20 protein-coding genes are annotated in these 22,320 nt (G+C 66.8%); 17 read left to right on the plus strand and 3 right to left on the minus strand.

The window, feature by feature from the left end:
• Positions 1 to 60 precede the first annotated feature (60 nt).
• The 3 genes from ACLBWL_RS03825 to ACLBWL_RS03835 are packed head-to-tail and all read left to right on the plus strand — an operon-like array spanning position 61 to position 5,046.
• A complete protein-coding gene (locus ACLBWL_RS03825; RefSeq protein ID WP_447790370.1) occupies positions 61 to 2,745 on the plus strand; it encodes a TonB-dependent receptor in 2,685 nt (894 codons plus the stop codon).
• Positions 2,745 to 3,845: a Ca2+-dependent phosphoinositide-specific phospholipase C gene (locus tag ACLBWL_RS03830; protein ID WP_447790372.1), complete on the plus strand. Its 1,101-nt coding sequence runs from the start codon at positions 2,745 to 2,747 to the stop codon at positions 3,843 to 3,845. Before ACLBWL_RS03825 ends, ACLBWL_RS03830 begins: the two co-directional genes overlap by 1 nt.
• A gap of 1 nt (position 3,846) precedes the next feature.
• Positions 3,847 to 5,046: a histidine-type phosphatase gene (locus tag ACLBWL_RS03835; RefSeq protein ID WP_447790374.1), complete on the plus strand. Its 1,200-nt coding sequence runs from the start codon at positions 3,847 to 3,849 to the stop codon at positions 5,044 to 5,046.
• On the opposite strand, the gene ACLBWL_RS03840 is transcribed toward ACLBWL_RS03835, so the two are convergent.
• Positions 5,043 to 6,020 (minus strand): MBL fold metallo-hydrolase, encoded by a 978-nt coding sequence (locus tag ACLBWL_RS03840; protein ID WP_447791987.1) that lies wholly within the window; start codon positions 6,018 to 6,020, stop codon positions 5,043 to 5,045. The genes ACLBWL_RS03835 and ACLBWL_RS03840 overlap by 4 nt on opposite strands.
• A 246-nt stretch (positions 6,021 to 6,266) precedes the next feature.
• Here ACLBWL_RS03840 and ACLBWL_RS03845 point away from each other — a divergent pair, with 246 nt between their 5' ends.
• From ACLBWL_RS03845 to ACLBWL_RS03885, 9 genes are all read left to right on the plus strand, one after another.
• The gene (locus ACLBWL_RS03845) at positions 6,267 to 9,167 is read left to right on the plus strand and encodes a TonB-dependent receptor domain-containing protein (RefSeq protein WP_447790376.1); all 2,901 of its coding nucleotides are present in this window, start codon (positions 6,267 to 6,269) and stop codon (positions 9,165 to 9,167) included.
• Positions 9,168 to 9,356: 189 nt separating this feature from the next.
• A complete protein-coding gene (locus ACLBWL_RS03850) occupies positions 9,357 to 10,034 on the plus strand; it encodes a type 1 glutamine amidotransferase domain-containing protein (protein WP_447791989.1) in 678 nt (225 codons plus the stop codon).
• Between the two features lie 458 nt (positions 10,035 to 10,492).
• The gene (locus ACLBWL_RS03855) at positions 10,493 to 12,151 is read left to right on the plus strand and encodes a chloride channel protein (RefSeq protein WP_447790378.1); all 1,659 of its coding nucleotides are present in this window, start codon (positions 10,493 to 10,495) and stop codon (positions 12,149 to 12,151) included.
• Positions 12,152 to 12,220: 69 nt separating this feature from the next.
• Positions 12,221 to 12,493, plus strand: coding sequence for a hypothetical protein (locus tag ACLBWL_RS03860; RefSeq protein WP_447790380.1), 273 nt, complete (start codon positions 12,221 to 12,223; stop codon positions 12,491 to 12,493).
• A 61-nt stretch (positions 12,494 to 12,554) separates the two neighbouring features.
• Positions 12,555 to 13,292: a class I SAM-dependent methyltransferase gene (locus tag ACLBWL_RS03865; RefSeq protein ID WP_447790382.1), complete on the plus strand. Its 738-nt coding sequence runs from the start codon at positions 12,555 to 12,557 to the stop codon at positions 13,290 to 13,292.
• A 272-nt stretch (positions 13,293 to 13,564) separates the two neighbouring features.
• Positions 13,565 to 14,911, plus strand: a complete 1,347-nt coding sequence (locus ACLBWL_RS03870; RefSeq protein WP_447790383.1) for a tyrosine-type recombinase/integrase — start codon at positions 13,565 to 13,567, stop codon at positions 14,909 to 14,911.
• Positions 14,902 to 15,447: a hypothetical protein gene (locus ACLBWL_RS03875; protein ID WP_447790385.1), complete on the plus strand. Its 546-nt coding sequence runs from the start codon at positions 14,902 to 14,904 to the stop codon at positions 15,445 to 15,447. Before ACLBWL_RS03870 ends, ACLBWL_RS03875 begins: the two co-directional genes overlap by 10 nt.
• 69 nt (positions 15,448 to 15,516) lie before the next feature.
• Entirely contained in the window at positions 15,517 to 15,708 is a 192-nt protein-coding gene (locus tag ACLBWL_RS03880) for a helix-turn-helix transcriptional regulator (RefSeq protein ID WP_447790387.1), read from the plus strand.
• 188 nt (positions 15,709 to 15,896) lie between these two features.
• Complete coding sequence (locus ACLBWL_RS03885; protein ID WP_447790389.1) at positions 15,897 to 18,305, plus strand: primase-helicase family protein; 2,409 nt, start codon at positions 15,897 to 15,899, stop codon at positions 18,303 to 18,305.
• Positions 18,306 to 18,800: 495 nt separating this feature from the next.
• On the opposite strand, the gene ACLBWL_RS03890 is transcribed toward ACLBWL_RS03885, so the two are convergent.
• Together ACLBWL_RS03890 and ACLBWL_RS03895 are read right to left on the minus strand one after the other, a co-directional pair.
• On the minus strand, positions 18,801 to 18,965 hold the full coding sequence (locus tag ACLBWL_RS03890) for a hypothetical protein (RefSeq protein ID WP_447790391.1): 165 nt from the start codon (positions 18,963 to 18,965) through the stop codon (positions 18,801 to 18,803).
• Positions 18,966 to 19,184: 219 nt separating this feature from the next.
• Complete coding sequence (locus ACLBWL_RS03895) at positions 19,185 to 20,072, minus strand: hypothetical protein (RefSeq protein ID WP_447790393.1); 888 nt, start codon at positions 20,070 to 20,072, stop codon at positions 19,185 to 19,187.
• Positions 20,073 to 20,283: 211 nt separating this feature from the next.
• On the opposite strand from ACLBWL_RS03895, the gene ACLBWL_RS03900 reads away from it, so the two are divergent.
• The 5 genes from ACLBWL_RS03900 to ACLBWL_RS03920 are packed head-to-tail and all read left to right on the plus strand — an operon-like array spanning position 20,284 to position 22,293.
• Entirely contained in the window at positions 20,284 to 20,793 is a 510-nt protein-coding gene (locus ACLBWL_RS03900; protein WP_447790395.1) for a hypothetical protein, read from the plus strand.
• Positions 20,786 to 21,193: a hypothetical protein gene (locus ACLBWL_RS03905; RefSeq protein ID WP_447790397.1), complete on the plus strand. Its 408-nt coding sequence runs from the start codon at positions 20,786 to 20,788 to the stop codon at positions 21,191 to 21,193. The genes ACLBWL_RS03900 and ACLBWL_RS03905 overlap by 8 nt, the downstream gene beginning before the upstream one ends.
• The gene (locus tag ACLBWL_RS03910; RefSeq protein ID WP_447790399.1) at positions 21,168 to 21,551 is read left to right on the plus strand and encodes a hypothetical protein; all 384 of its coding nucleotides are present in this window, start codon (positions 21,168 to 21,170) and stop codon (positions 21,549 to 21,551) included. Before ACLBWL_RS03905 ends, ACLBWL_RS03910 begins: the two co-directional genes overlap by 26 nt.
• On the plus strand, positions 21,548 to 21,934 hold the full coding sequence (locus tag ACLBWL_RS03915; protein WP_447790400.1) for a hypothetical protein: 387 nt from the start codon (positions 21,548 to 21,550) through the stop codon (positions 21,932 to 21,934). The genes ACLBWL_RS03910 and ACLBWL_RS03915 overlap by 4 nt, the downstream gene beginning before the upstream one ends.
• Positions 21,931 to 22,293 (plus strand): hypothetical protein, encoded by a 363-nt coding sequence (locus ACLBWL_RS03920; protein WP_447790401.1) that lies wholly within the window; start codon positions 21,931 to 21,933, stop codon positions 22,291 to 22,293. The genes ACLBWL_RS03915 and ACLBWL_RS03920 overlap by 4 nt, the downstream gene beginning before the upstream one ends.
• Positions 22,294 to 22,320 lie beyond the last annotated feature (27 nt).

Raw genomic sequence — 22,320 nt, forward strand, 5'->3', positions numbered from 1 at the left:
GACCCCGAACGAACCTAGTGGCGCCGGTGGTGGCACACTGGCCGCAGGGGACGTCTTTCAATGCGTAGTTTCAAAGGCCTGCTTCGGGCATCGGTTTCGCTCATCCTGGTCGCGGGTGCCGCTACGGCACAGGCGCAAACATCACCTGCAACAACGCAGGACCAGGCAGCGGTCGCTCCGCAGACGGGCACGACCGCGGGCAGCGACGACGCTGGCGAGATCGTCGTCACCGGCACCTATGCGCGCAGCCTGAAGGCGGCGACCGAGACCAAGCGCCGCGCCGATTACGGCGTGGATTCGATCAGCTCGACCGACATCGGCAAGTTCCCGACGCAGAACGTCGCCGAGGCGCTGCAGCTGGTGCCGGGTGTGACGATCACCCGGCCGCGCGGCGAGGGGCTGTACGTCAGCGTCCGTGGCCTCGGGCCGCAGTTCCAGAGCACGTTGCTCAACGGCAGCACGGTCGCGCTGAACGACCTGATCGAGAATGGCGGCGCGAACGGTCGTCAGTTCCGCTTCGAGATGCTGCCCGCCGAATTCACGTCGAGCATCGATGTCGTCAAGACGCCGACCGCGAACATGACCGAGGGCGCCCTGGGCGGCAATATCGACGTGAAGACGTTCCACCCGCTCGACGTCGGCACGAAGACGACGGTCAATCTGCGCGGCACGTATACGAGCCAGACCGACAAGGTGAAGCCGAACGCGACGCTGATCACCAGCTTCGCGAATTCGGCGGGCACGTTCGGTATCCTCGCGGGCGCGCAATATTGGGCGAAGTCGGTCCGCAACGATCGCTTCATCAACTTCGGCTGGAACCTGGACAAGTTCACGTCGGCCGCCTCGGGCGGGCTGCCCGCCGGGCTGTATACGCCGACGCGGACCCGGCCAACGGTCGAGACCGAGGATCGCAAGCGGATCTCGGGCATGCTGTCCGCGCAATGGAAGCCGAATGCGGAATTCGAGACGACGTTCGACGTCCTCGCGACCCGGCTCGACGTCGCCTATGACGAGTTCGGTCTCGACGTGTATCCCGATGATTCCAGCGTGTCGGGGCACCGGCCCGTCATCGTGCCGTCCAGCGTGAAGCTCGACGGCGATACGGTGATCGCCGCGACGATCAACGACGTGCGGTTCATGGCGTCGCGCGAATACAGCCTCAACCGCCACGACCTGCTCAACATCGGTCTGCGCCAGACCTGGGACTCCGATGCCTGGCACGCATCGGGTGCGGTCAACTGGTCGAGCGCGCACAGCTATCACCCGAACTACGACGAGGGCACGGTGCGCAGCCGGGCGATGTTCTTCGCGCCGCTGACCTATGATGCGTCGGCCGGCTACAAGGCGATCCCGACCTTCACCACGACGGTCGATCCGACCAACCCGGCGAACTACCAGCTGTACCAGTTCAACATCGCGCCGAAGAACAGCAAGGACTGGGATTTCTTCACGCGCGCCGATCTCGCGCATGATTTCGACGGCTTCATCACCAAGCTGGCGGCGGGCGGCGAGTATCACTGGCGCAAGCGCGACTATGCGCGGCGCGACTTCATCGTCAATCCGGCGCCCAACACCCCGCTATCGAGCCTCGGCACCGGCGCGTACGAGCAATTGCCGTACGACGATTTCCTGAAAGGCGTCCCCGGCAACACGCTGCGCAATTTCCTGGTGCCGGTGACGCAGGCCTATCTCGACAAATTCTTCACCCCCGCGGTGCAGGCGTCGGCGTTGACCCCCGCGGATCTGCGCTCGTCGTTCGTCGTCACCGAGAAGGTGCTGGGCGCCTATGCGCGCGCCGATTACGGATTCGATGCCGGAAGCGTGCCGGTCACCGGCAACATCGGCATCCGCTATGTCCATACCGATCAGGTCGCGAGCGGCACGTTGACGACGGGCAACGTCGCGACGCCGGCAAGCTTTCCCAAGACGTTCAACAACTGGCTGCCGAGCTTCAACCTGCGCGCCGAACTGACGCACGATCTGGTCGGCCGTCTCGCCGCCAGCCGCGTGCTGACCCGGCCCAACGTCACCGACAGCGCGCCGCGCATCACCGTCTCGACCGATGCGCCGACCGCGAGCGGCGGCAATCCGCAGCTGGTGCCGTTCCTGGCGACGCAGTTCGACGGATCGCTCGAATGGTATTTCAACCGTGCGGGGTCGCTGACGGGGGCGGTGTTCTACAAGGCGATGGACGATTACATCACGCAGCAGAACGTCAACATCGACATTCCCGGCCGCGGCTCCGTGCTGCTGTCGACGCAGGTGAATGGCGGCGATGCCAAGGTGTACGGCGTCGAAGCGGCGTACAATCAGGTCTTCACGTTCCTGCCGGCGCCGTTCGACGGCTTCGGCGTCCAGACCTCGTATACGCACACCTCGGTCAAGGCGAGCTACACCGCGGGTGCGCGCCCGATCCGCGACGAGCTGATCGGACTGTCGAAGAACAGCTTCAACATCGTCGGGTTCTACGACAAGGGCCCGCTGTCAACGCGGCTGTCCTATGTCTGGCGCGACCGCTATCTGTCGGGCACCGGCAGCACGACGCAGGCGCCCGTCTACACCGCGCCGTTCGGGTCGCTCGACGGTAACATCTCGGTCAAGGCCAACGACTCGGTGACGTTCAGCCTGGAGGGGATCAACCTGTCTGGCGCGCATCTCTACACCTATAACGACGACGAGAACCGCTTCGGCGAGATCAACTATTGGGGCCGAACGATCCTGTTCGGCGTGCGGGCGCAGTTCTGATGCGCGCCCGTCATGCCATGCTCGCCGCTCTCGTCCTCGCCAGCGGCGTCGGTGCGCAGACCGCTAAACCGCTGCGGATGAACGACATCCAGGTCGTCGGGTCGCACAACAGCTTCAAGGCGCAGATCCCGGCGGCGGTGATGGCCGCGCTGCGCCAGCGCGATCCGAAGACCGCGGCGGCGCTCGATTATTATCACCTGCCGCTGTCGGCGCAGCTCGATCACGGCTTGCGGCAGATCGAGATCGACATCTTCGCCGACCCCCAGGGCGGGCGATATGCGAACCCGAAGGGCGAGCAGATCGCCAAAGCGGCGGGCGAGAAGACCGCGTTCGACCGCGCGGCGATGCTGCGACCGGGCTACAAGTCGTTTCACGTTCCCGACATCGACTATATCTCGACCTGCGTGACGCTGCAGCGCTGCCTTGGCGAGGTGACCGCGTGGTCGCGCGCGCATCCGCGGCATCTGCCGATCATGATCACGATCAACGCCGCCGATACGCCGCAGTCGCCGTTGGTGGCGGCGCCGTTGCCGCTCGACGACGCGACTTTGCTCGACTCGCTCGATCGCGAGATCCGCCAGGCGATACCGGGACGGCGGCTGATCGTGCCCGATGAGGTCCGGGGGAATGCGGCGACGCTGGCGGGCGCGGTGCACGACAAGGGCTGGCCGACGCTGGAGGCTGCGCGGGGGCGCATCTACATCCTGTTCGACGTGCGGCCCGCGGTGTCGAATGCGTACCGGGTGGGCCATACTTCGCTGCGCGGACGGGCGATGTTCGGCTGGTATCCCGACGGCGAGCCAGAGAGCGCGATCCAGATCGTCCAGGATCCGCTGGTCGACGGCGCGCGGATTCGCGATCTGGTCAAGGCGGGCGTGATCGTGCGGACGCGGACCGACGCCAACACCGTCGAGGCACGGGCGCATGACCTGGCCAAGGCGAAGGCGGCCGCGGACAGCGGCGCGCAGGCGGTCAGCACCGATTATTATCCGGGCGCGCCCGATCCGGCGGGGCTGAAGTTCGCGGTGACGTTGCCCGGCGGCGCGATGGCGCGGTGCAATCCGGTGCTGGTCACCACGCCGTGCAAGGTTGCGCCCTGACATGAAGCTTTCGGTACTGTTCGCCGTGGTGCTCGGCACCGGGTTCGCGCTCACGGGCAGCACGGCGCAATCGCCGACGCGCCCGGCCTTCGTCACCGAGCGCGCGGTGCTGGTCATGCGCCACGGCATCCGCGCGCCGCTGTCGGGTGAAGTGCCGGACGGGACGCGCACCGCGACGCCCTGGCCGAAATGGAGCGTCGCCGAAAGCCGGGTCACCCCGCACGGGGCGCGCGCGCTCGAGATCGTCGCGGGCGAGGACCGCAAATGGCTCGCCGCGAAGGGCCTGCTCGACACGCAGGGCTGTCCGACGGCGGGAGCGGTGCGGATCGCCAGCAACAGTTCGGAGCGAACGATCGACAGTGGCGTGGATTACGCGAAGGGCTTCGCGCCAGGTTGCGCGATCACCGTCGAGCATCGCCCGGTAGGGACGGTCGATCCGATGTTCGAGCCCTTGCGCGCGCACGCGACCGCCTTCGATGCGAAGGCGGCGATCGCCGGTATCGAACGCTCCACCGGTGGCATGACCGCATTGGTACAGCGGCACGCACGCGAGATCGCCGAGCTCGACCGCGTGCTGGGCTGTGGCAGCGGGTGCGTACCGGGCGGGCCACCGCGCGTGTCGGCCGAGGACGACGGGCACGGCATCGCGTTGGAGGGGCCAATCCGCGGCACGTCCGGCGTCGCGCAGGTCCTGCTGCTGCAATATGTCGAGGGTCTGCGCGCGCGCGATGTCGGTTGGGGGCGTGTCGATGCCGCCGGGCTGAAGCGGCTGGGCGCGCTGCACGCCGCATTGTTCGCCGTCTTCACGCGGCCGCCGTACATGGCGGCGCATCAGGCGGCTCTGCTCGGCAGGCGCGTGCTCCAGTCGCTCGAGCGCGGACCCAAGCTTGACGTGCTGATGGGGCATGACACCAACGTTACCGCGGTCGCGGCGGCGCTCGACGTCGATCTCGTCACCGCGGGCTATGCGACCAACGACGTTCCGCCGGGTGGTGCGCTGCTGATCGAGCGCGTCCGCGAGACGCGGAGCGGGCGGGCGTTCGTCCGCGTGTCCTACCGCACGCAGTCTCCCGAGGCGCTGCGATCGGGCGGCCATGCGATGACCGTCGCGCCGCTGCGGGTCCCCGGATGCGGCGGCGAGCTTTGCCCGGTCGCAGCGTTCGAACGCGTGTTGTCGGCGCGCCTGGCTGCGGTCCGCTAGAAGTCGTACACGCCCCCCGGCACCGCGGCAACGAACCGGTCCGGGGGAATGTCGGATGCCGCCAACGCCGTCGCGAGCGCACGCGGCGGCGCATCGCGCGCCTCGTCGGTGAGCTGGAACGTCCCCCAGTGGATGCCGAGCGCACGACGCGCGCCCACATCGCGGAAGATGTCGACCGCTTCGGCCGGATCGACATGCTGCGCCGCCATGAACCAGCGCGGTTCGTACGCGCCGATCGGGATCAGCGCGACGTCGGGCGATCCCAGCCGCGCGCGCACCTCGCGGAAGATCGCGCCATCGCCGTACGCGGTATCGCCGACGAACCAGATCGTGCCGGCGGGGGTGGCGAGGTGATGACCCGCCCATAGCGCCATCCGCACGTCGTTCGGCCAGCGGTTCGCCCAGTGGCTCGCGGGCGTCAGCGTCGTCGCGATGCCGTCGCCGATCGGCAGCCGGTCCCACCAGTCGCCGACGACGCACTTGGCATCAGGGATCGCGGCGCGGACGATCGTGTCGTTGCCGAGCGGCATCGCCATCAGCGGCGCGTGGACCGCCTGGATGCGCCGAAGCGTCGCGATATCGAGATGGTCGTAATGGCAGTGGCTGAGCAGCACGACGTCGATCGGCGGCAGGTCGTCGAACGCGATCCCCGTCGCGGCGACGCGCCTGGGTCCGGCGAACGAGACCGGGCTGACCCGCTCCGACCAGACCGGATCGGTCAGGATGTTGCGGCCGGCAACCTGGACCAGCAGCGAGGCGTGCCCGACCATCGTGATCCGCAGGCCATCGACCCGCGGCGATGGCTTGGCCGGGGTGACGGGTACCGAGCTCGGCCACCGCGCCGCACCCCCCGCCAGCTTCCACCGAAGCACGTCGCCGAGACCGCGATCGGTCGGCGATTGCCCGGGATTGAAGAACCGCACACCGTCGAAATGGTCGCTCGGCGGGCCCTGATAATAGCGGTTGCGCGGCATGATCGCGTGGTAGCGGGAAAGCGGCACGAACGCGATCCTTCGCACGAATGCTACGCTTGCCCGGTCCGGATTTTCGCGCGGATGTTGGGTCCGAAGTGCGTGGCCCCTGCGCAACGTGATCGAGGTTATTCGCAGCAAACATGTTTCAAATTGCAATATTGTCTTGCTTGATTGCGGCAATGCGGCATCATTTGGTCATAATAGAACACCTGGGGAGGTGGCGTCAGGTTTCACACGGGGGGATTTATGCGAACATCGAAGAGTTTTTTGCGTCTGGGTAGCGGCGGATTCGCGCTCGCGGCGATGCTGGCCGGACCCTCGGTCTATGCGCAGTCGGTCACGACCGTTCCGACCGACCAAGCCGCAGCGGCGACCGACGAGGCGCCCGGCGAGGATATCGTCGTCACCGGATCGCGCATCCGTCGCAGCCCGCTCGATCAGCCCTCACCGGTCGTGACGGTCGATGCGGAATCGATCCAGCGGACCGGACTGTCGTCGGTGGCGGACGTACTCCAGCGGCTGCCGAGCGCGGCCGGCGGTCTCAATTCGAAGGTCAACAATTCGGGTAACATCGGCAATCCGCCCGACGGCGGCGGCGTCGGTGCAGGCTCGGCCGAGATCGATCTGCGCTATCTCACCGCCAAGCGGACGCTGGTGCTGGTCGACGGCCTGCGGTTCGTCAACGGCGCGTCGGCGAGCGGTATCCCCTCGACCGTCGATCTCAACACGATCCAGGTCGGCTCGATCGAGCGGATCGAGATCCTCCAGTCGGGCCAGTCGCCGCTCTACGGCTCGGATGCGCTCGCGGGCGTCGTCAACATCATCACCAAGTCGCAGCAGAAGGGCCTGAAGGCGTCCGCGCAGTTCGGCACGTTCCGCCAGGGCGATGGCCATACGCAGGACTATAACGTCAGCTACGGCATCCAGGCGCCGCGCACGAGCGTGGTGTTCGGCGGCAGCTATGTGAAGCAGGAATCGGTCAGCACGCGCGACCGCGCGATCTCGCAGTTTCCCAACCCCGGCCAGACGTCGTGCAGTGACCCGATCGGCGGGTGTTCGGGCGCGACCCCCAATGGTTTCTTCCAGGTCGGCGGCCGGAACCTGACATTGAAGTCGGCCCCTATCCTCGGACGGCCACGCTACGACGCCGCCAACCCGACCGGCCCGAACAGCGATTTCAAGGAGTTCACCTCCGCCGACCGCTTCAACTTCGCACCCTTCAACTATTTCCTGACTCCGTCCGAGCGCTACGGCTTCTTCGTCAGCGCCAAGCAGGAACTCACCGATACCGTGAACCTGCGCGTGAAGATGAACTACACGCGCCGCAATTCACAGAACCAGGCGGCGTTCCTGCCGCTGGTGATCGGGCCGGATGCGGGCAACGGCAATCTGCTCGACACGATCTCGGTGGACGCCACCAATCCGTACAACCCGTTCGGCTACACGCTGTCGGCTGGGGGTGCCGGCAACGGTCCGGCAAACTATTCGACGGTCCGCCGTCGTCTGGTGGAAGCCGGCCAGCGCACCTATTCGCAGACCGTCGATACGATGTCGGCGACCGCCACCTTGGATGGCTCTTTCCATCTCGGCGAGCGTAAATTCTATTGGGACGTCAACGCGGTCTTCGGCTTCAACGACGCCAAGCAGCTGTTCACCGGCAACATCAACGCCGCCAATCTTGCCCAGGCCCTAGGTCCGGTCGCGAACTGCACCGGGGCGTGCGTACCGTTCAACATCTTCGGTGGCGCAGGCTCGGTCACGCCGGCCATGCTCGGCTATATCGCGTTCGACGAGCGTGCGCGCAGCGCGCAGAGTCTCGAGGACTATACCGCCAACATCTCGGGCGAACTGTTCGACCTGCCCGCCGGCGCCGTCGGCCTCGCCGCAGGCTATGAGCACCGCGTCCAGTATGGCAGCTTCACGCCCGATCCCCTGATCACCGCCGGACTTGGCGCCGACATCCCGGCGCAACCGGCGCGCGGGCATTTCAATTCGGACGAGGTCTATGCCGAGTTGCGCGTACCCTTGATCCACAACACGCCGCTCATCCAGTCGCTCGAAGTGGGCGGAGCGGTGCGGCATTCGAACTATTCGATCAGCGGCAGCAACACGACCTATACCGGCAGCGGCCTGTGGAAACCGTTTAGCGACCTGCTGTTGCGCGCGTCCTATGCGCAAGGCTTCCGCGCGCCGAGCATCGGCGAATTGTTCGGCGCCGAATCGCGGAACGATGCGTCGATCGACGATCCCTGCACCAATGTCGCCGGCTCGCCCTACCAGTCGTCGGCGACCGTTCGCACCAACTGCATCGCCAACGGCGTCCCCGCGAACGGCAGCTATCAGGAGCCCAATGGCGGTCAGCTCAGCGTTCTGACCGGCGGGAACCAGGCGTTGAAGCCCGAGACGTCGCGGACCTGGCTGTTCGGTGCGGTCTATGCGCCGAGCTGGGCACGGACCAGCGGGATCGCCAGCCAGCTGAGCATCGAGGGCAATTACTACGACATCAAGGTCGACGACGCGATCGCGGCGACCGATGCGACGCTGACGCTCAGCCGTTGCGCGCAGGCCGCGGACGCACTCAGCTGCGCGGCGATCACCCGGACGCCGAACGGCCTGATCTCGCGGATCAACGCGCAGTTGCAGAATATCGGCGGCATCCGCACCCGCGGCGTCGACGTGACCGCGGTCTACCGCTCGCCGCAGACGTCGGCCGGGACGTTCGGGCTTTCGCTCAACGGCAACATCCTGCTGAAATACGCCGAAAGCTTCCCCGCGACGGTCGGCTTCACCACCACCAACTACCAGGGTACGACGCGTGGGTCGCCCGAGCAGTCCTATCCGAAGTTCAAGGGCAATGCGGTCGTCGACTGGGACATCGGCCTGGCCCGCGCCTCGTTCACCGGCCGCTACATCAAGAGCGTGAAGGAAGCCGACGGCAAAAAGCTCGACAACACCTTCTACGGCGACGTCCAGCTGACGCTGGCGCCGGGCTGGCTGGAGAACCGGCTGGGGCTGACGATCGGCGTGAACAACGTCTTCAACCAGGATCCACCCGCCTGCTTCAGCTGCACCGGGCCGAACTATGATCCGACCACCTACGACGTGCCGGGGCAGTTCGGTTATGTCCGGTTGTCCTGGGGGCTCTGACCGAGTCCGTCAGCGACGCAGGCGAGGGGGGCGGGCGTGGAGCGATCCACGCTCGCCCTTTACCGTTCGGCCCGTCGTCTTCGGGACACGAAGCAGGCCGCGCGCTGCCGGGTGCTGCACACCGCGCATGGTAATCCGCGCCATCGCCCCCATCTGGCGCACTCGATAGAGTGAGCGATGGAGAACGACATGAACATCCTGATGGTGCTGACCTCGCATGATCGCCTCGGCGATACCGGCGAGAAGACCGGCTTCTGGCTCGAGGAATTCGCAGCGCCCTATTACGTGCTGAAGGAAGCGGGCGCGGCGATCACGCTGGCGTCGCCGAAGGGCGGCCAGCCGCCGCTCGATCCCAAGAGCAACGACGAGAGCGCGAAAACCGCCGAGACGCGCCGGTTCGAAGCCGACGACGAGGCCAAGGCGCTGCTCGCGACGACTCACCGTCTCGATACGGTGTCGATCGCGGATTTCGATGCGGTCTTCTATCCGGGTGGTCACGGCCCGTTGTGGGATCTGGCGGAGGACGCAACGTCGCGCGCGCTGATCGAGGGGGCGATCGCCGCCAACAAGCCCGTGGCCGCGGTCTGTCATGCGCCGGGTGTCTTCCGTCACGTCAAGAACGCGGACGGCAGCGCGCTCGTGGCGGGTAAGACAGTCACCGGGTTCACCAACACCGAGGAAGCCGCGGTCGGGCTGACCGAGGTCGTACCGTTCCTGGTCGAGGATATGCTCAAGGAGCAGGGCGGCATCTATTCGAAGACCGGCGATTGGGGCGTCCATGTCCTGCGCGACGGCCTGCTGATCACCGGGCAGAACCCGGCGTCGTCTGCTGCTGCGGCGCAGGAGCTGGTGAAGGCGCTGGGGTAAGTATCGGGCGGTCTTCGCGCCGCTCGTGATAATCTGAGTACGGCCCCCTGTAATGATCGCTGTTCTCCGCTGAGGCGGGGACATTCTCGGAGGCCTGCAATCATCGCGTCTCCCCTCCCTGAAAGGGAGGGGCAGGGGGTGGGTAGGCCCGCTCGTGCCGCCGGCGGTCGACGATGCGGAACCCGACCCACCCCCGCCCCCCCTTTCAGGGAGGGGGAAGTGCAGAGGCCGGCGCGTCGGATATAGGTCGTTCAAGCTGGTAGAGACTCCTGCCTGCACGGGAGCAAAGGTTGTGGGCAGCGCCCGATCGCAGGAATCCGGTATTCGCCTGCTGCGCAACCGATTAAGGCCCTCACGGTAACTCCGTTCGAGGATCGACCCTGCACGCTTCCGTCCTTCTGAAATGGGTCCGTCGGCGTGTCCGGGCGAGCGAAGTCGCGTTCATCGTCCTCGCAACCGTGGTCGGCGCCGGGGCCGGGCTGTTCAGCGTCCTCCAGGGGGCGATCGCGCGGACCATGCAACGCGTCCTGTTCGACCTGCCGCTCGGCGCGCGTCTGAGCGCGGTGCCAGCGTTGCCGCTGACGGCGCTTCTCGTTCTACCGATCGGCGGCGCGATCCTTGCCGCATTCTCCTGGGCGACGCGCGCGCGAACGCGGCGGATGGTCGATGCGGTCGAGGCGAATGCGCTCCACGGTGGCAGGATGTCGGTGCGCGACAGCCTGATCATATCCGGACAAACGATCCTGTCGAACGGCTTCGGCGCCTCGGTCGGGCTGGAGGCCGCGTATGCGCAGCTCGGCGGTGCAGTGGCCTCCGTCGTCGGCAACGCCTCGACGCTGCGGCGTGCCGATCTGCGCAATCTGGTCGGGGCGGGCACAGGCGCAGCGATCGCGGCGGCGTTCGGCGCGCCGCTCGCCGGCGCCTTCTATGCGTTCGAGATCGTCATCGGCGCCTACACGCCGACTGCACTGGCGCCAGTCATCGCCGCTGCACTGGCCGGCACGCTGGTCGCGCAGCAGCTCGGCATCCAGCCCTATGTGATCGATGCGGCCTCGACCATGTCGACCGAGTCGCATCATTATCTGATCTATGCGGGGTTAGGCGCGATCTGTGCCGGGGTCGGTATCGCGCTGATGCGCGCGGTCGGCTTCGTCGAGGCGGGAACGCGGCGGCTGCGCCTGCCCGAGTGGGTGCGACCCGCGATCGGCGGGATGCTGCTGATCCCGATCGCGCTGATGTCGCCGCAGGTCCTGTCGGCCGGACATGGCGCGCTTCACGCCGATCTCGCAGTCGGCGCGCCGTTGCTGTTCATCCTGACGATCTTCCTCGCGAAATGCGCGGCGTCGATCGTCTCGCTTGGCTTCGGCTTTCGCGGCGGGCTGTTCTTCGCGTCGCTGTTCCTCGGCACGCTGGTCGGGCATCTCTTCGCCGGCAGTATGGCCGCATTCGCCGGGCATGACGTGATCGATCCGCGCAACGCAGCGCTCGTCGGGATGGCGGCACTGGCGGTCGCGGTGGTCGGCGGGCCAATGACGATGGTGATGCTCGTGCTGGAGGCGACGCATGACTTTGCGGTGACCGGCGCGGTGCTGGCGGCGGTGCTGGTGTCGTCGACGATCGTGCGCGAGGCGTTCGGCTACAGCTTCTCGACGTGGCGGCTTCACCTGCGCGGCGAGACGATCAAGAGCGCGCGCGACGTCGGCTGGGTCAAGACGCTGACCGCGGGGCGGATGATGCGCCGCGAGACCAAGGTGATGCGCGCCGACCTGACGATGGCGGAGTTCCGTCGGCAGGTGCCGCTTGGCGCGACCAGCCGCGCGGTGCTGGTCGACGATGCCGCGCGCTATGCCGGGATCGTCCAGACGCCCACCGCCTATGCCGAGGGCCATGATCCACAGGCCCCGGTCGGCGGGCTGGCGATCAACAAAGACGCCGCGCTCGCACCGGCGATGGACATCACCGAGGTCATGGCGCGGTTCGACGCGTCGGGTGCGGACGAACTGGCGGTGCTCGACGACGACCGGCGCGTGCTCGGGCTGTTGTCCGAATCGTTCGTCCGCCGGCGCTATGCCGAAGAACTGGAAAAGGCGCAGCGCGAACTGTTCGGCGAGCGGTAAGCGCGCGCCGCGAGGTGCCGAGACGCCCGCCCGCGCGTTGTTCCTGTACTCTCAATCAGGAGCGAGCCCATGGCCGAAGACCGCGTCACCATCGACAGCAAGACCATCGACGACAATACCGACCTGCGCCGCGTCGAGTTCGACGGCGAACTCAGCGGCGAGCGTTATCCGTTCGCGGTGCTCTACGACGTGCTCGAGGCATTGAGCGCGATCTCGCCCGAGACGGGTGCGGTTGCGCTGTTCCGGCAGCATTCGGACGCGATCGCCGCGATGGGCGCCACCGCGCTCGCGCGCGATCCCGATCAGGATATCGTCGTAATCAGCGAGAACGATCTGGACTAGCGGCGGCGGTGGTACGATCGTGCGCACGGGCCCGGCGATGGCGTCGGCCGCGAGGAGACGGATGATGAAGGCCATTTGGATGGGCGCGGTCGTGGCGATCGCAGCCGTTGCCGGACCGGCGGGCGCGCAGAAGGCGAGCGCGGTCGTGACCAAGGCGCTGGCGAACCCCGCACGCGCCGACCAGCAGGGCGACGACGCGCGGCGCAAGGCCGCCGACGTGCTGGCGTTCTCGGGCGTGAAACCGGGCGACGTGGTGGTCGATTACCTGCCGGGCGCGGGATATTGGACGCGGATCTTCACCGGCATCGTCGGTCCCAAGGGTCATGTCTATGCGCTGTGGCCGGCCGAAGGCGCGAAATACGCCGAGAAGTCGCTGCCGGCGTTGCAGGCGCGCGGGCTCGGCAACGTCACCGCCGAGGTCCAGGCGACCAACCTGCCGACCTCGCCCAAGCCCGTCGACCTGTTCTGGACGGTGCAGAACTATCACGACGTCGCCAACGACGGCGGCGCATCGGCGTTGCGCGCGTTCGATACCGCGGTGTTCCGGATGCTCAAGCGCGGCGGCACCTATGTGGTGATCGACCACGCCGACGCGCCGGGCAGCGGCATAAGCGGCACCAGCACACGGCACCGCATCGATCCGGCGGCGGTCAAGACGCAGGTCGAGGCGGCAGGATTCAGGTTCGTCGGCCAGTCGCCGGTGCTGCGCAACTCGGCGGACGATCACAGCAAGGCGGTGTTCGACCCCGCCATCCGCGGCAAGACCGACCAGTTCGTCTACAAGTTCAGGAAGCCGTAAGCGGCGCTGTCATGGGTGGTCCGCGCTGGTCGACGTCGCTTGGGATACGTCGACCAGCCGGGGAATACTGGTGCTGCCGGTGAGGATTGAACTCACGACCTCAGCCTTACCAAGAGCCAGCCGACTACTTCGACGGGTTCCGACGACACCCGAAAACCCTAGCTTTTCCGCGGCTCCCAGCTAAATCCGGTTCCGAGAGATCACGGTTTGTTCTCACCCCAACCGGACTGTCCCGCTACCCCGGGGCTACCCCGGGTAGCGAGGAACTCGGAATGGCGACGGCAGCAGAGACGGTCAAGGTAGGGCATCAGTCGGCCCGGGAGCGACTGACGGACAAGCGGGTCGAGAAGCTCAGCGCACCATCCGGCAAGCGCATTGAGATAGGCGACACCATCGTCCGTGAGTTGAGGATGCGCGTCAGCGACAAGGGCGCGAAGAGCTGGTCGCTGCTCTACCGGGTGGCGGGCGCCGGGGACGGCGAGACGCGCGGGGCGATGAAGCGAATGACACTCGGCGCCTACCCACTGGTGAGTCTTGAGAAGGCGCGCGACAAAGCCCGCGAGGCGCTCGACGCGGCTGATCGGGGGATCGACCCGGCCGCCCAACGCGACGACGAGCTCGTCCAGCGCAAGGTGCGGACATTCGCGGCGGTGTTCGAGCGGTTCGTCGACCTGCACGTCAAGCAGAACACGAAGGAGGGGCGCTTCGCGAAGGATCGCGCCGCCGCCCTCGTCGCCGCGCAGGAGGGTAAGGCGAGGCCCAAGGGGCCGACGAGCAAGCTCGGCCGTGTCGCCGCCGAGCGCATCATCGCCGACCACGCGCTGCCGCTGTGGCGGGACCGGCTGGTCGAGACGATCACCCGCGCCGAGGTGCACGACCTGCTCGACGACATCGTCACTGACAAGGGCGAGGCGCTCGCCCGCGAGCTCCGCAAGCACCTGACCAAGATGTTCAACTGGGCCGCCGACCGCGGCCACCTCATCGCCAGCCCGCTCGCTGGCATGCGCCGCCCGGAGCTCGGCTACGTCGCGCGCGAGCGCGTGCTGTCGATGGAAGAACTCCGCCGCATATGGGACGCGGCCGGCTCCGGCGACGCCGGTCTGGGCTACCCATTCGGCCCGATGTACCGGCTGCTCATCCTCACCGGGCAGCGCCGGTCCGAGGTCGCGGAGCTTGAGCGCGGCTGGATCGACGCCCAACACCGCGCCATCGAGATACCGGCCTCCCGCTACAAGACGAAGCGGCCCCACGTCTTCCCGCTCTCGGCCCCGGCTTGGGCGCTCGTCGACGCCCTCCCGCACTGGAATGAGGGGGACTGCATGTTCACGACGACCAGCGGCGTGCGCCCGGTGAGTGGCTTCTCGAAGGCGAAGGTTCGGCTGGATGAGTTGGTCGCAGAGGCCGGCGCGAAGCAGGGCCTGCCCCCGCTCGCTGAGTGGACTGTCCACGACATCCGCCGGTCCGTCGCGACACACATGGCGCGGCTCGGCGTCCAGCAGGAGCACATCGAGCGTGTCCTAGGGCACGTCGTGCAGGGTGTCGCTGGGACGTACAACCGTTACAGCTACCTCGATGAGAAGCGCGTCGCGCTGGAACTGTGGGGAAAGTCGTGGAGCTAAGCGAAGCCCAGCGCGCCGCACTAACGGCGGTCGTCGAGCGCCACGTCGGCATCGCCTACGCCCGGGCAAGCCGCCCGTCGACAAAGATGGCCTACAGGGCGCAGCGCACGCGATTGAAGGCGCTCCGCGACGCTTGGGCGGCCATCGACCACGACACGCAGATGCACCTGCTCGTCGCTGTCCGACTGATGTGGGAGGATGACCGAGACGATGCCCCGGTGCCGGACCTCTATCACGCCATAGGCGACCTACTCGACGGGATGGAACTGTCCGCGCACAGGCCCGAAGAGCTCCCGGGCCTGAACGAGGTCGTTCTCCTTCTCTGGTCAAATTGGTGTGCTGAGCAGCCACCCGGGGAGGTCCCCATCGGACAAGCCGCCCAGCAGGCCATCGGCGCCGAAGTCGCCGTCCTGTTCGGTGTTCCCGCCGATGATGCGCGACGTCGGGTCAACACCGTCCTGCGCGGCCTTGACCAGCAACTCAGGCTCCCCAATCGGGAAGGATACGCGCCTGAGACCCTTCCCGTAAGTCCGTAGCTGAGGCTGCACGACTTAGCCGAAACCCCGCGTGACCGCTCGAAAGGCGGCGGACCACCGGAGGCAAGTATGAACACCGACGACAAGATTGTCCTCGACATCAAGGGCGTGATCGAGCTGACCACGCTGTCACAGACGACGATCTACGACATGGCGAAGCGCGGCGAGTTCCCCAAGCAGGTTCGCATCGGGCCGAACCGCGTGGTTTGGCGTCGCGCCGATGTGTTGGGGTGGTTGGAGCGGAAGCTCGAAGCAGCCTGAAAGTGGTCCCACCCCCGGGAGAATAGGGGCGGGACCGAGTTCCGACTGACGGCACCACAGAGACCAATCAATGGGGCCGGGCGTAGGATAGCCGCCCGGCGTGGCGGGGCCGAGGCCCTTCCATTGATCGAATTGCCGCAGTCCTGATCGGACCGCTCCGGCCCCCGGGCAAGAGCGAGTATTTGATTATGAGCGATGAGCTCAAGACCAACCTAGACGAGGCCGCGCGCTTCCTCCTCTGGGCCCACCCCCGGGGTCCGTGGGTCCTCACGTCGATCCCGGTCGAGGGCGGCCGCACGACCACGGAGACGTTTTTCGACATCGGCGCGGCGCGCGGCTGGATTGACCAGAAGTCGGGCAAGGAGAACGTCTACTGGACCGTCAACCGGGTCCGCGGCTCGATGGACAGCAAGCCGAAGAAGGAGCACATTGAGGAGGCGGTCATGCTCCACGTCGACCTCGACCCGCGCAAGGGCGAGGACGTCGCCTCGGAGCAGGCCCGGATCATTAAGCTGCTCAACGACTTCAGCCCGAGCCCATCCGCCGTCGTCTACTCGGGCGGCGGCTATCAGGGCTTCTGGCGTCTCGACGAGCCGCTCTACGTCGGCGGCGACCCCAACCGGATCGCGGACCTGGAGGCGTACAACCGCCAGCTCGGGATCGTCCTGCTGGGCGATAACACCTGGAACATCGACCGCATCATGCGGCTCCCGGGCACGATCAACCTTCCCGACAAGAAGAAGCGGGACAAGGGACGCGTCACTGCCCTCGCCTCGATTGTCGAGCTGAGCGACGCCGCCCACCCCCTCGCCGACTTCACGCCGGCCGCCGAGGTCCAGTCGAGCTCGGGCGGCTCGGGCGTTAAGGTCCAGATCAGCGGCAACCTTCCCCGGCTCAAGGACCTCGACGAGCTGCCGGAGGCCGTGACGCAAAGGACGCGGATGCTCATCGTCCAGGGCGACGATCCCGACGACCCGACGAAGTACGGCTCCCGGTCCGAGGTGATGTGGGCGGTTACGTGCGAGCTCATCCGGGCCGGCTGCGAAGACGACATGATTGCGGCCGTCCTGCTCGACCCCGACTTCGGCGTCAGCGACCACCCTCTGCGCCAGAAGCGCTCGGTGGAGTACGTCGCTCGCCAGATTGAGAGGGCGCGGGAGGAGGTCAGCGAGCCGATGCTGGCGCGGTTGAATGCTGACCACGCGGTGATCGAAATGTACGGCGGCAAGTGCCGCGTCGTGTCTTGGCGGTCGAGCGAGATTGATCCCAGCAGGCAGGAGTTGGTGCATCAGTCGTTCGAGGACTTCCGCAACCGTTACATGAATATTCGGGTCCAGACTGGCACGACTAAGGAAGGAAACCCAGTCTACTCGCCAGCCGGAAAGTGGTGGTTGGAAAACCCGATGCGCCGTCAATATCGCAGCATCGTGTTTCGGCCCGACGCCAACGGCGAGGACGGGAACGAGTACAACATCTGGCGTGGTCTCGCTGTGAAGCCTGCGCCGGGTCCGTGGCCGCTTCTTCGTCAATTAATCGAGGAGGTCCTCGCCGCGGGTGATTTCGCCGGGGCGGACTACATTCTCCGCTGGGCCGCCTATGCGGTCCAGTATCCCGAGCGGCAAGCGGAGGTCGCGCTCGCCCTCCTAGGCGGCAAGGGCACGGGCAAGAGTACCTTTGGCCACATCATGCGGCGCATCTTCGGTCAGCACGGCACCAGCATCGCGAGCTCGAACAGCATGACCAACAACTTCAACAAGCCGCTGCATGACTGCTGCTTACTGTTCGCGGACGAGGCTGTCGCCCGAGGTGACGCGAAGGCCGAGGGCATCGTGAAGAGCCTCATCACCGAGCCGACCATCATGATCGAGCCAAAGGGCGTCGACGCCTTCCCGGCGACGAACCGCGTCAAGGTCATCATTGCGTCGAACGATGACTGGGTGGTGTCGGCCAGCGCGGACGAGCGCCGTTTCGCTGTCTTCAACGTCTCGCCACATCTCGCTGCACCCCCGGGCAGTCCCGTCGATGACGAACGCGTGCAATGGTGGAAGGCCCTCAATGCCGAGATTAATGGCGGCGGCCTTGAGGCGTTCCTGCACGACTTGCTCGCGCTTGATCTTGGAGACTGGCACCCGCGCTACAGCGTCCCGCAGAATGATGGCCTGATCGGGCAGAAGGCGGCGTCGCTTCGTGGGCTGGAACGCGTCTGGTATGATATTCTAAGTGCCGGTACGCCGCCAATCGGGGCGGGCGCGATCCGCCTCGGGGATGACTCCTACGTCCTGCCGACAGAGGGGATGCAGAGATACTGCACTAACTTGGCGAGACGGTTTGACGTGTCACCGAACGCCATCGCCGACCTGTTCGGCACGGGTCGCAAGGTGCGTAACGGCTGCATTCCGCGCCGGGGCATGGGCTTCGACAAGCGGGATCATCCTCGGCCGCGGGGGTGGATCGTTCCGACGCTGGGGGAGGCTCGGCGCCGATGGGACGTCGCGCGCTGGCCGGGGGAGTGGGACGCGTCCGACAATTGGGCGTTTGATGAAGAGGAGCGGCCAACCGGCGACGGCTCACGTCTCTGGGGTGACGACCCCTACTGAACCGACCCATTGGCGAGGCTACCGGCCCATCGCCGACCCATCGTGCGCGTAAGCCCACAGAACGTGGCGATTACCGACCTAACCGACGCAACCGGCCCAAACCAGTCAGGCGGCAGCGTCGTCGGACGGAGGCGAAGGGGCCAGCTTCCCGGATGACTGTGAATAGGTCGGTTAGGTCGGTTAGGTCGGTAAACCGGCGGAAAAGATGGAGTTAGAGACTACCGACCTAAAGCCGACCCGACCGGCCTATCTCTGCTGTGTTGGGCTATGTCGGTGGGACGAACGGCGTCAACCGTCCAAACCGGTGTGCCTTCGCGCGCGGGCGCGCGACAGGTCGGAACAAAGCTGGCCCTATGCTAGGATGGGGTCGGCGGTGGCCAAGCCACGTCTTCTTGGGCGTTAGCCGCTAACCGATGACTCGGGGTAGCGGCCGGGGACGCGGACATAGGTAGGAGGCGCGGACCTCGATGCCGAAAATCCGCGCCCGCTCGATTATCAGCGCTTCTTCGGCGCCTGCCCCGAGGTCTGGTCCTGCCCGAGGGCAGTGGCCGCGAGGCTGTTGATCTGGGCCTTCGTCGGGGTGACGCGGCCGGCGAGCACGTTGGATGCCAGGGTCGAGACCTTGCTGGAGGTCTGACGCGGCGGGGTCGGCTTGGACATAGCGGTAAGCTCCGTTTTTGACTTGGTAACTCGTGAAGGATAGACGGAGCCCGGAGGCGCGCCGCTTGCGACGCGCCCCTCGGGCATCAGCTAACCGCTCTTGTTCGGGCCATGAACCGCATGGCGCACCTCCTTTCCTCCGGGAAGGACATCCGCACGCATCCGGCCAAGGTTCGCCGTGCGGTGTCAGGGAGCTTGTGACGGCGGCTGGTCATCCGATCAGCCGCCGTTGTCTTGTGCGGGAGGCAAGGGAGCGGCCGGGGCCGCATCACCGCCGGACACCTTGATGGTGCCCTCTCCCGAGTAAATGAGCTTGAACATCGTTGCCGCAGCCGTCAGCCAGTCAACGCGCTTGTCTACGGACCAAGCCGTCTTGGCGGGCGGCAGTTCGTGGAGGAGGCCGACGATGAAAGGATGCAAGCCCGGCGGGAGTTCCGAACCAATGCCTCCCCCCTGACTGGGTCCACTACCGTTGTTGCCGTTACCGTTGTTGCCGTTCCCGTTGCCCTCGCTCTGTCGGTCTTCGATGCGCTCAGGCGGGGGCGATGGTGCAGCGAACGCCGGCTTGGTCAACCGACCGGTCTGCGCGTCGATGTAGCCCGAGTACTGCGCCGACTTCGTGAAGGTCTGCCGGGCGCGATCCTTCTGCTTGGGCGCGACGCCCATGCCCTCCATCTGACTCTCGATGGCTTGTGGCGGCGGCAGAGCGTAGCCTTTGTACTTCTCGTACATCTGCCGAAAGAGCGGGACCCGGAGGAAGGCCTCGGCGAGCGCTGGCGCCGCGCGGTCGCCGTCGATGGCATCTAGGCCCATAGACGTCACCGTGACATGCGGTCCGTTCGTCTCGATCAGGCCGTACATGCGACCGGCGGAGAGGCGCGACCGGAACCCGCCGCCAGATGCCGTCTGGTTCATCCACGCGGCAAGCTGGACATCCTCGCACTGGGTACCGGCCTTGGCGTGGAGGGTGCGGACCATCTCCACCGTCGACTCAAGATCGCTGTAGGGGAACTCAATCGTGGAGCGCTCGCGAGTCCTCTTGGCCGGTGCCTCATCGGGGCCACAGCCTAGCAACTCGTCGAAATCGTCTCCAACCTGATCGGTCATTGTGACCCCCTACTGATTCGCGGTTTTTCTTCCGCCGCAACCTTCATATGCGACTCCGCAGACGCCCTGTCAACACTGACAGCTATTTTCGCATTATGGCGCAGACAAAGACGCGGCCGCTCGGGTCTGGCTGACCAGTTGAGACGGCAAGCGGGGATAGCGCAATCCTTAACCGTCGGGTTCTGACCGGTCGCCAGCTATCGTCGTCGGCATGGACCGGATGCCCCTCAACGCCGACCGCAAGGCGACTTTCCTAGCGGAGCTGTCGCGGCACGGCATCACGATGCGCGCCGCCCGGGCGGCCTCGCCACACAGCGCGACGGGGTGCCTGTCGACGTTCGCCGACGAGCGCCAGCGCGACCCCGAGTTCGCGCTCGCGTGGGACGACGCCATCGACAGTGCGCGCGCCGAGGTCGAGCACGAACTCTACCGCCGAGCGCAGGAGGGCGTCGAGGAGCCGGTCTTCGGCGGCAAGTACAAGGAGACCGTCGTCGGCACGGTCCGCCGCTACAGCGACCGCCTCCTCGAAATGCGCGCCCGCGCCATGCTGCCGGCATACCGCGACACGAGCGCGGTGCACGTCGCCGGCCGCGTCTCGCACAGCCTCGACGTCGGCTTGTTGGGCGACGCCGTCGCCAGCGTCGCCATGAAGCTCGCGCAGACGTTCCGGCCCCCGGCGCAGCTGGTCGAGGCGTCGCCGACGGTGACCACGGATGAATAGCGACGCCGCCCTCGACGAGCTGGCGTTCAGCGTCGGCCTCCGCCTGATCGGCCCGGACGAGCGCCGCCGCCTGCGCATCGCGCTCGGCCGGGACCCGTCGTTCGGCGGCAACCCGGGCTTCGAGGTCGAGGCCATCGAGCGGCTGGACGATCTGGCCTCGGGCCGACGCCTGCCGGACACGCTGCAAGACCGCATGGACCTCAAGCGCATCGAGCGCGAGCGATCGGAGCCGCCATTCTCGGCGGCCTTCTGGGCGTCGCGCGGTGCCGACCTGATGCGGTCCGGTTTCGACGCGAACACGTCGAGTCAGATCATCGCCGAGGTCCGGCGGCGCGTCGAGGCGGTCAACATCACCATCACCGAGGGAGACGAAGATGCTGGGCAGTTTGAAGCGGCGTAAGATCATGCGCGAGCGTGAGGAGGCGGTCGGGTTGCGCGAGACCGCGGCGCGCGACTTCGTGGCGGCGCTCCGCGAGGCCGAGGCCGCCCTCAATGCGCTCCGCGGCGCCAACGACAAGTTCTACCGGTCCGACGTGGCGGCCGAGCAGGTGGGGCTTCAGGAACTGCGGGGCAGTCGTGAGCGCATGTTCGCATTCCACGCCGCGCGCGACGTCGTCGCCGAGGCGCCGCACCTCGCCCGCGTGCTGAACGTCAAGGTCACGCCGGTCCAGACGATGCCGCTCGTCGACTGGATTCAACACACGTCGAGCCTCGACCTGAAGCTGGTCGAGCCCGCCAATCAGGGAGACCGTCAATGACCCACGCCTCGAAGCGCTTCCGCGTCACCAACCTCAAGCTGCGCGAGATCAGCACCGTCGACCACCCCGCACAGGCCGGCGCGCTTGCCGTCCTCATCAAGTCAGCAGGAGCATTAAGCATGACCGACATCGACATCCGCAAGAACGCCGCCGCGGTCGCGAAGGGCGAGCCGGCGACCTTCACCCGCCTCCAGTACGAGGACGCCTTGCTCAAGCGCGCCGAGGAGCTCGCCGACAAGCAGGGCGTCACGCCCGAGCAGGCGCTGTCCGCGAACCTGACGACCGACAGCACGATCCGGGACCTGACCAACGCCTACGAGGTCGCGAACGCCGCGGAGTACGGCTCGACGATCCGCAAGCGCTACGCGGGCGCCGGGGCGTGACCGAGGAGCCGACTTCGGCCGAGCGGATGGTGGGCGGGTACGACGTCCTGTTCCCGCCGCTCGTCCGCGCCGCGCATCGGGCCTGCCTCGAACACGCGCGGCTGACCCGGGAGGAGGCTTGGCCCACCATCGAGTCCTGCCTCGCCTTCGCGACGCTCTACGGTGTCCCGGGGGCGGAGCTCGCCGCGTTTTTCGGCTACCTCAGCTACCGCGAGGCCGGCCGCACGGTCTGGGTCGACGCCCTGCGTGGGCCGATACCGAGTTGGACCGCGCGGCAGCAATCGACGCGCGAACAGGCCATCGCCTACGGCTTCGTTTGCGCGTTCACCGAGACCGGGGCCGAAGGCGCGACACATTGAGCAACGCGGGCAATCGGGGCTTCGCCG

This window comes from Sphingomonas sp. M1A8_2b (assembly GCF_053345535.1).

Bases quoted from the DNA above. Each gene is read 5' to 3' on its own strand.
- ACLBWL_RS03850 (WP_447791989.1), top strand. From the start codon at position 9,357: ATGAACATCCTGATGGTGCTGACCTCGCATGATCGCCTCGGCGATACC.
- ACLBWL_RS03890 (WP_447790391.1), bottom strand. From the start codon at position 18,965: ATGTCCAAGCCGACCCCGCCGCGTCAGACCTCCAGCAAGGTCTCGACC.
- ACLBWL_RS03835 (WP_447790374.1), top strand. From the start codon at position 3,847: ATGAAGCTTTCGGTACTGTTCGCCGTGGTGCTCGGCACCGGGTTCGCG.
- ACLBWL_RS03910 (WP_447790399.1), top strand. From the start codon at position 21,168: ATGCTGGGCAGTTTGAAGCGGCGTAAGATCATGCGCGAGCGTGAGGAG.
- ACLBWL_RS03825 (WP_447790370.1), top strand. From the start codon at position 61: ATGCGTAGTTTCAAAGGCCTGCTTCGGGCATCGGTTTCGCTCATCCTG.
- ACLBWL_RS03905 (WP_447790397.1), top strand. From the start codon at position 20,786: ATGAATAGCGACGCCGCCCTCGACGAGCTGGCGTTCAGCGTCGGCCTC.
- ACLBWL_RS03885 (WP_447790389.1), top strand. From the start codon at position 15,897: ATGAGCGATGAGCTCAAGACCAACCTAGACGAGGCCGCGCGCTTCCTC.
- ACLBWL_RS03915 (WP_447790400.1), top strand. From the start codon at position 21,548: ATGACCCACGCCTCGAAGCGCTTCCGCGTCACCAACCTCAAGCTGCGC.
- ACLBWL_RS03865 (WP_447790382.1), top strand. From the start codon at position 12,555: ATGATGAAGGCCATTTGGATGGGCGCGGTCGTGGCGATCGCAGCCGTT.
- ACLBWL_RS03900 (WP_447790395.1), top strand. From the start codon at position 20,284: ATGGACCGGATGCCCCTCAACGCCGACCGCAAGGCGACTTTCCTAGCG.
- ACLBWL_RS03840 (WP_447791987.1), bottom strand. From the start codon at position 6,020: ATGCCGCGCAACCGCTATTATCAGGGCCCGCCGAGCGACCATTTCGAC.
- ACLBWL_RS03870 (WP_447790383.1), top strand. From the start codon at position 13,565: ATGGCGACGGCAGCAGAGACGGTCAAGGTAGGGCATCAGTCGGCCCGG.
- ACLBWL_RS03860 (WP_447790380.1), top strand. From the start codon at position 12,221: ATGGCCGAAGACCGCGTCACCATCGACAGCAAGACCATCGACGACAAT.
- ACLBWL_RS03845 (WP_447790376.1), top strand. From the start codon at position 6,267: ATGCGAACATCGAAGAGTTTTTTGCGTCTGGGTAGCGGCGGATTCGCG.
- ACLBWL_RS03895 (WP_447790393.1), bottom strand. From the start codon at position 20,072: ATGACCGATCAGGTTGGAGACGATTTCGACGAGTTGCTAGGCTGTGGC.
- ACLBWL_RS03880 (WP_447790387.1), top strand. From the start codon at position 15,517: ATGAACACCGACGACAAGATTGTCCTCGACATCAAGGGCGTGATCGAG.
- ACLBWL_RS03830 (WP_447790372.1), top strand. From the start codon at position 2,745: ATGCGCGCCCGTCATGCCATGCTCGCCGCTCTCGTCCTCGCCAGCGGC.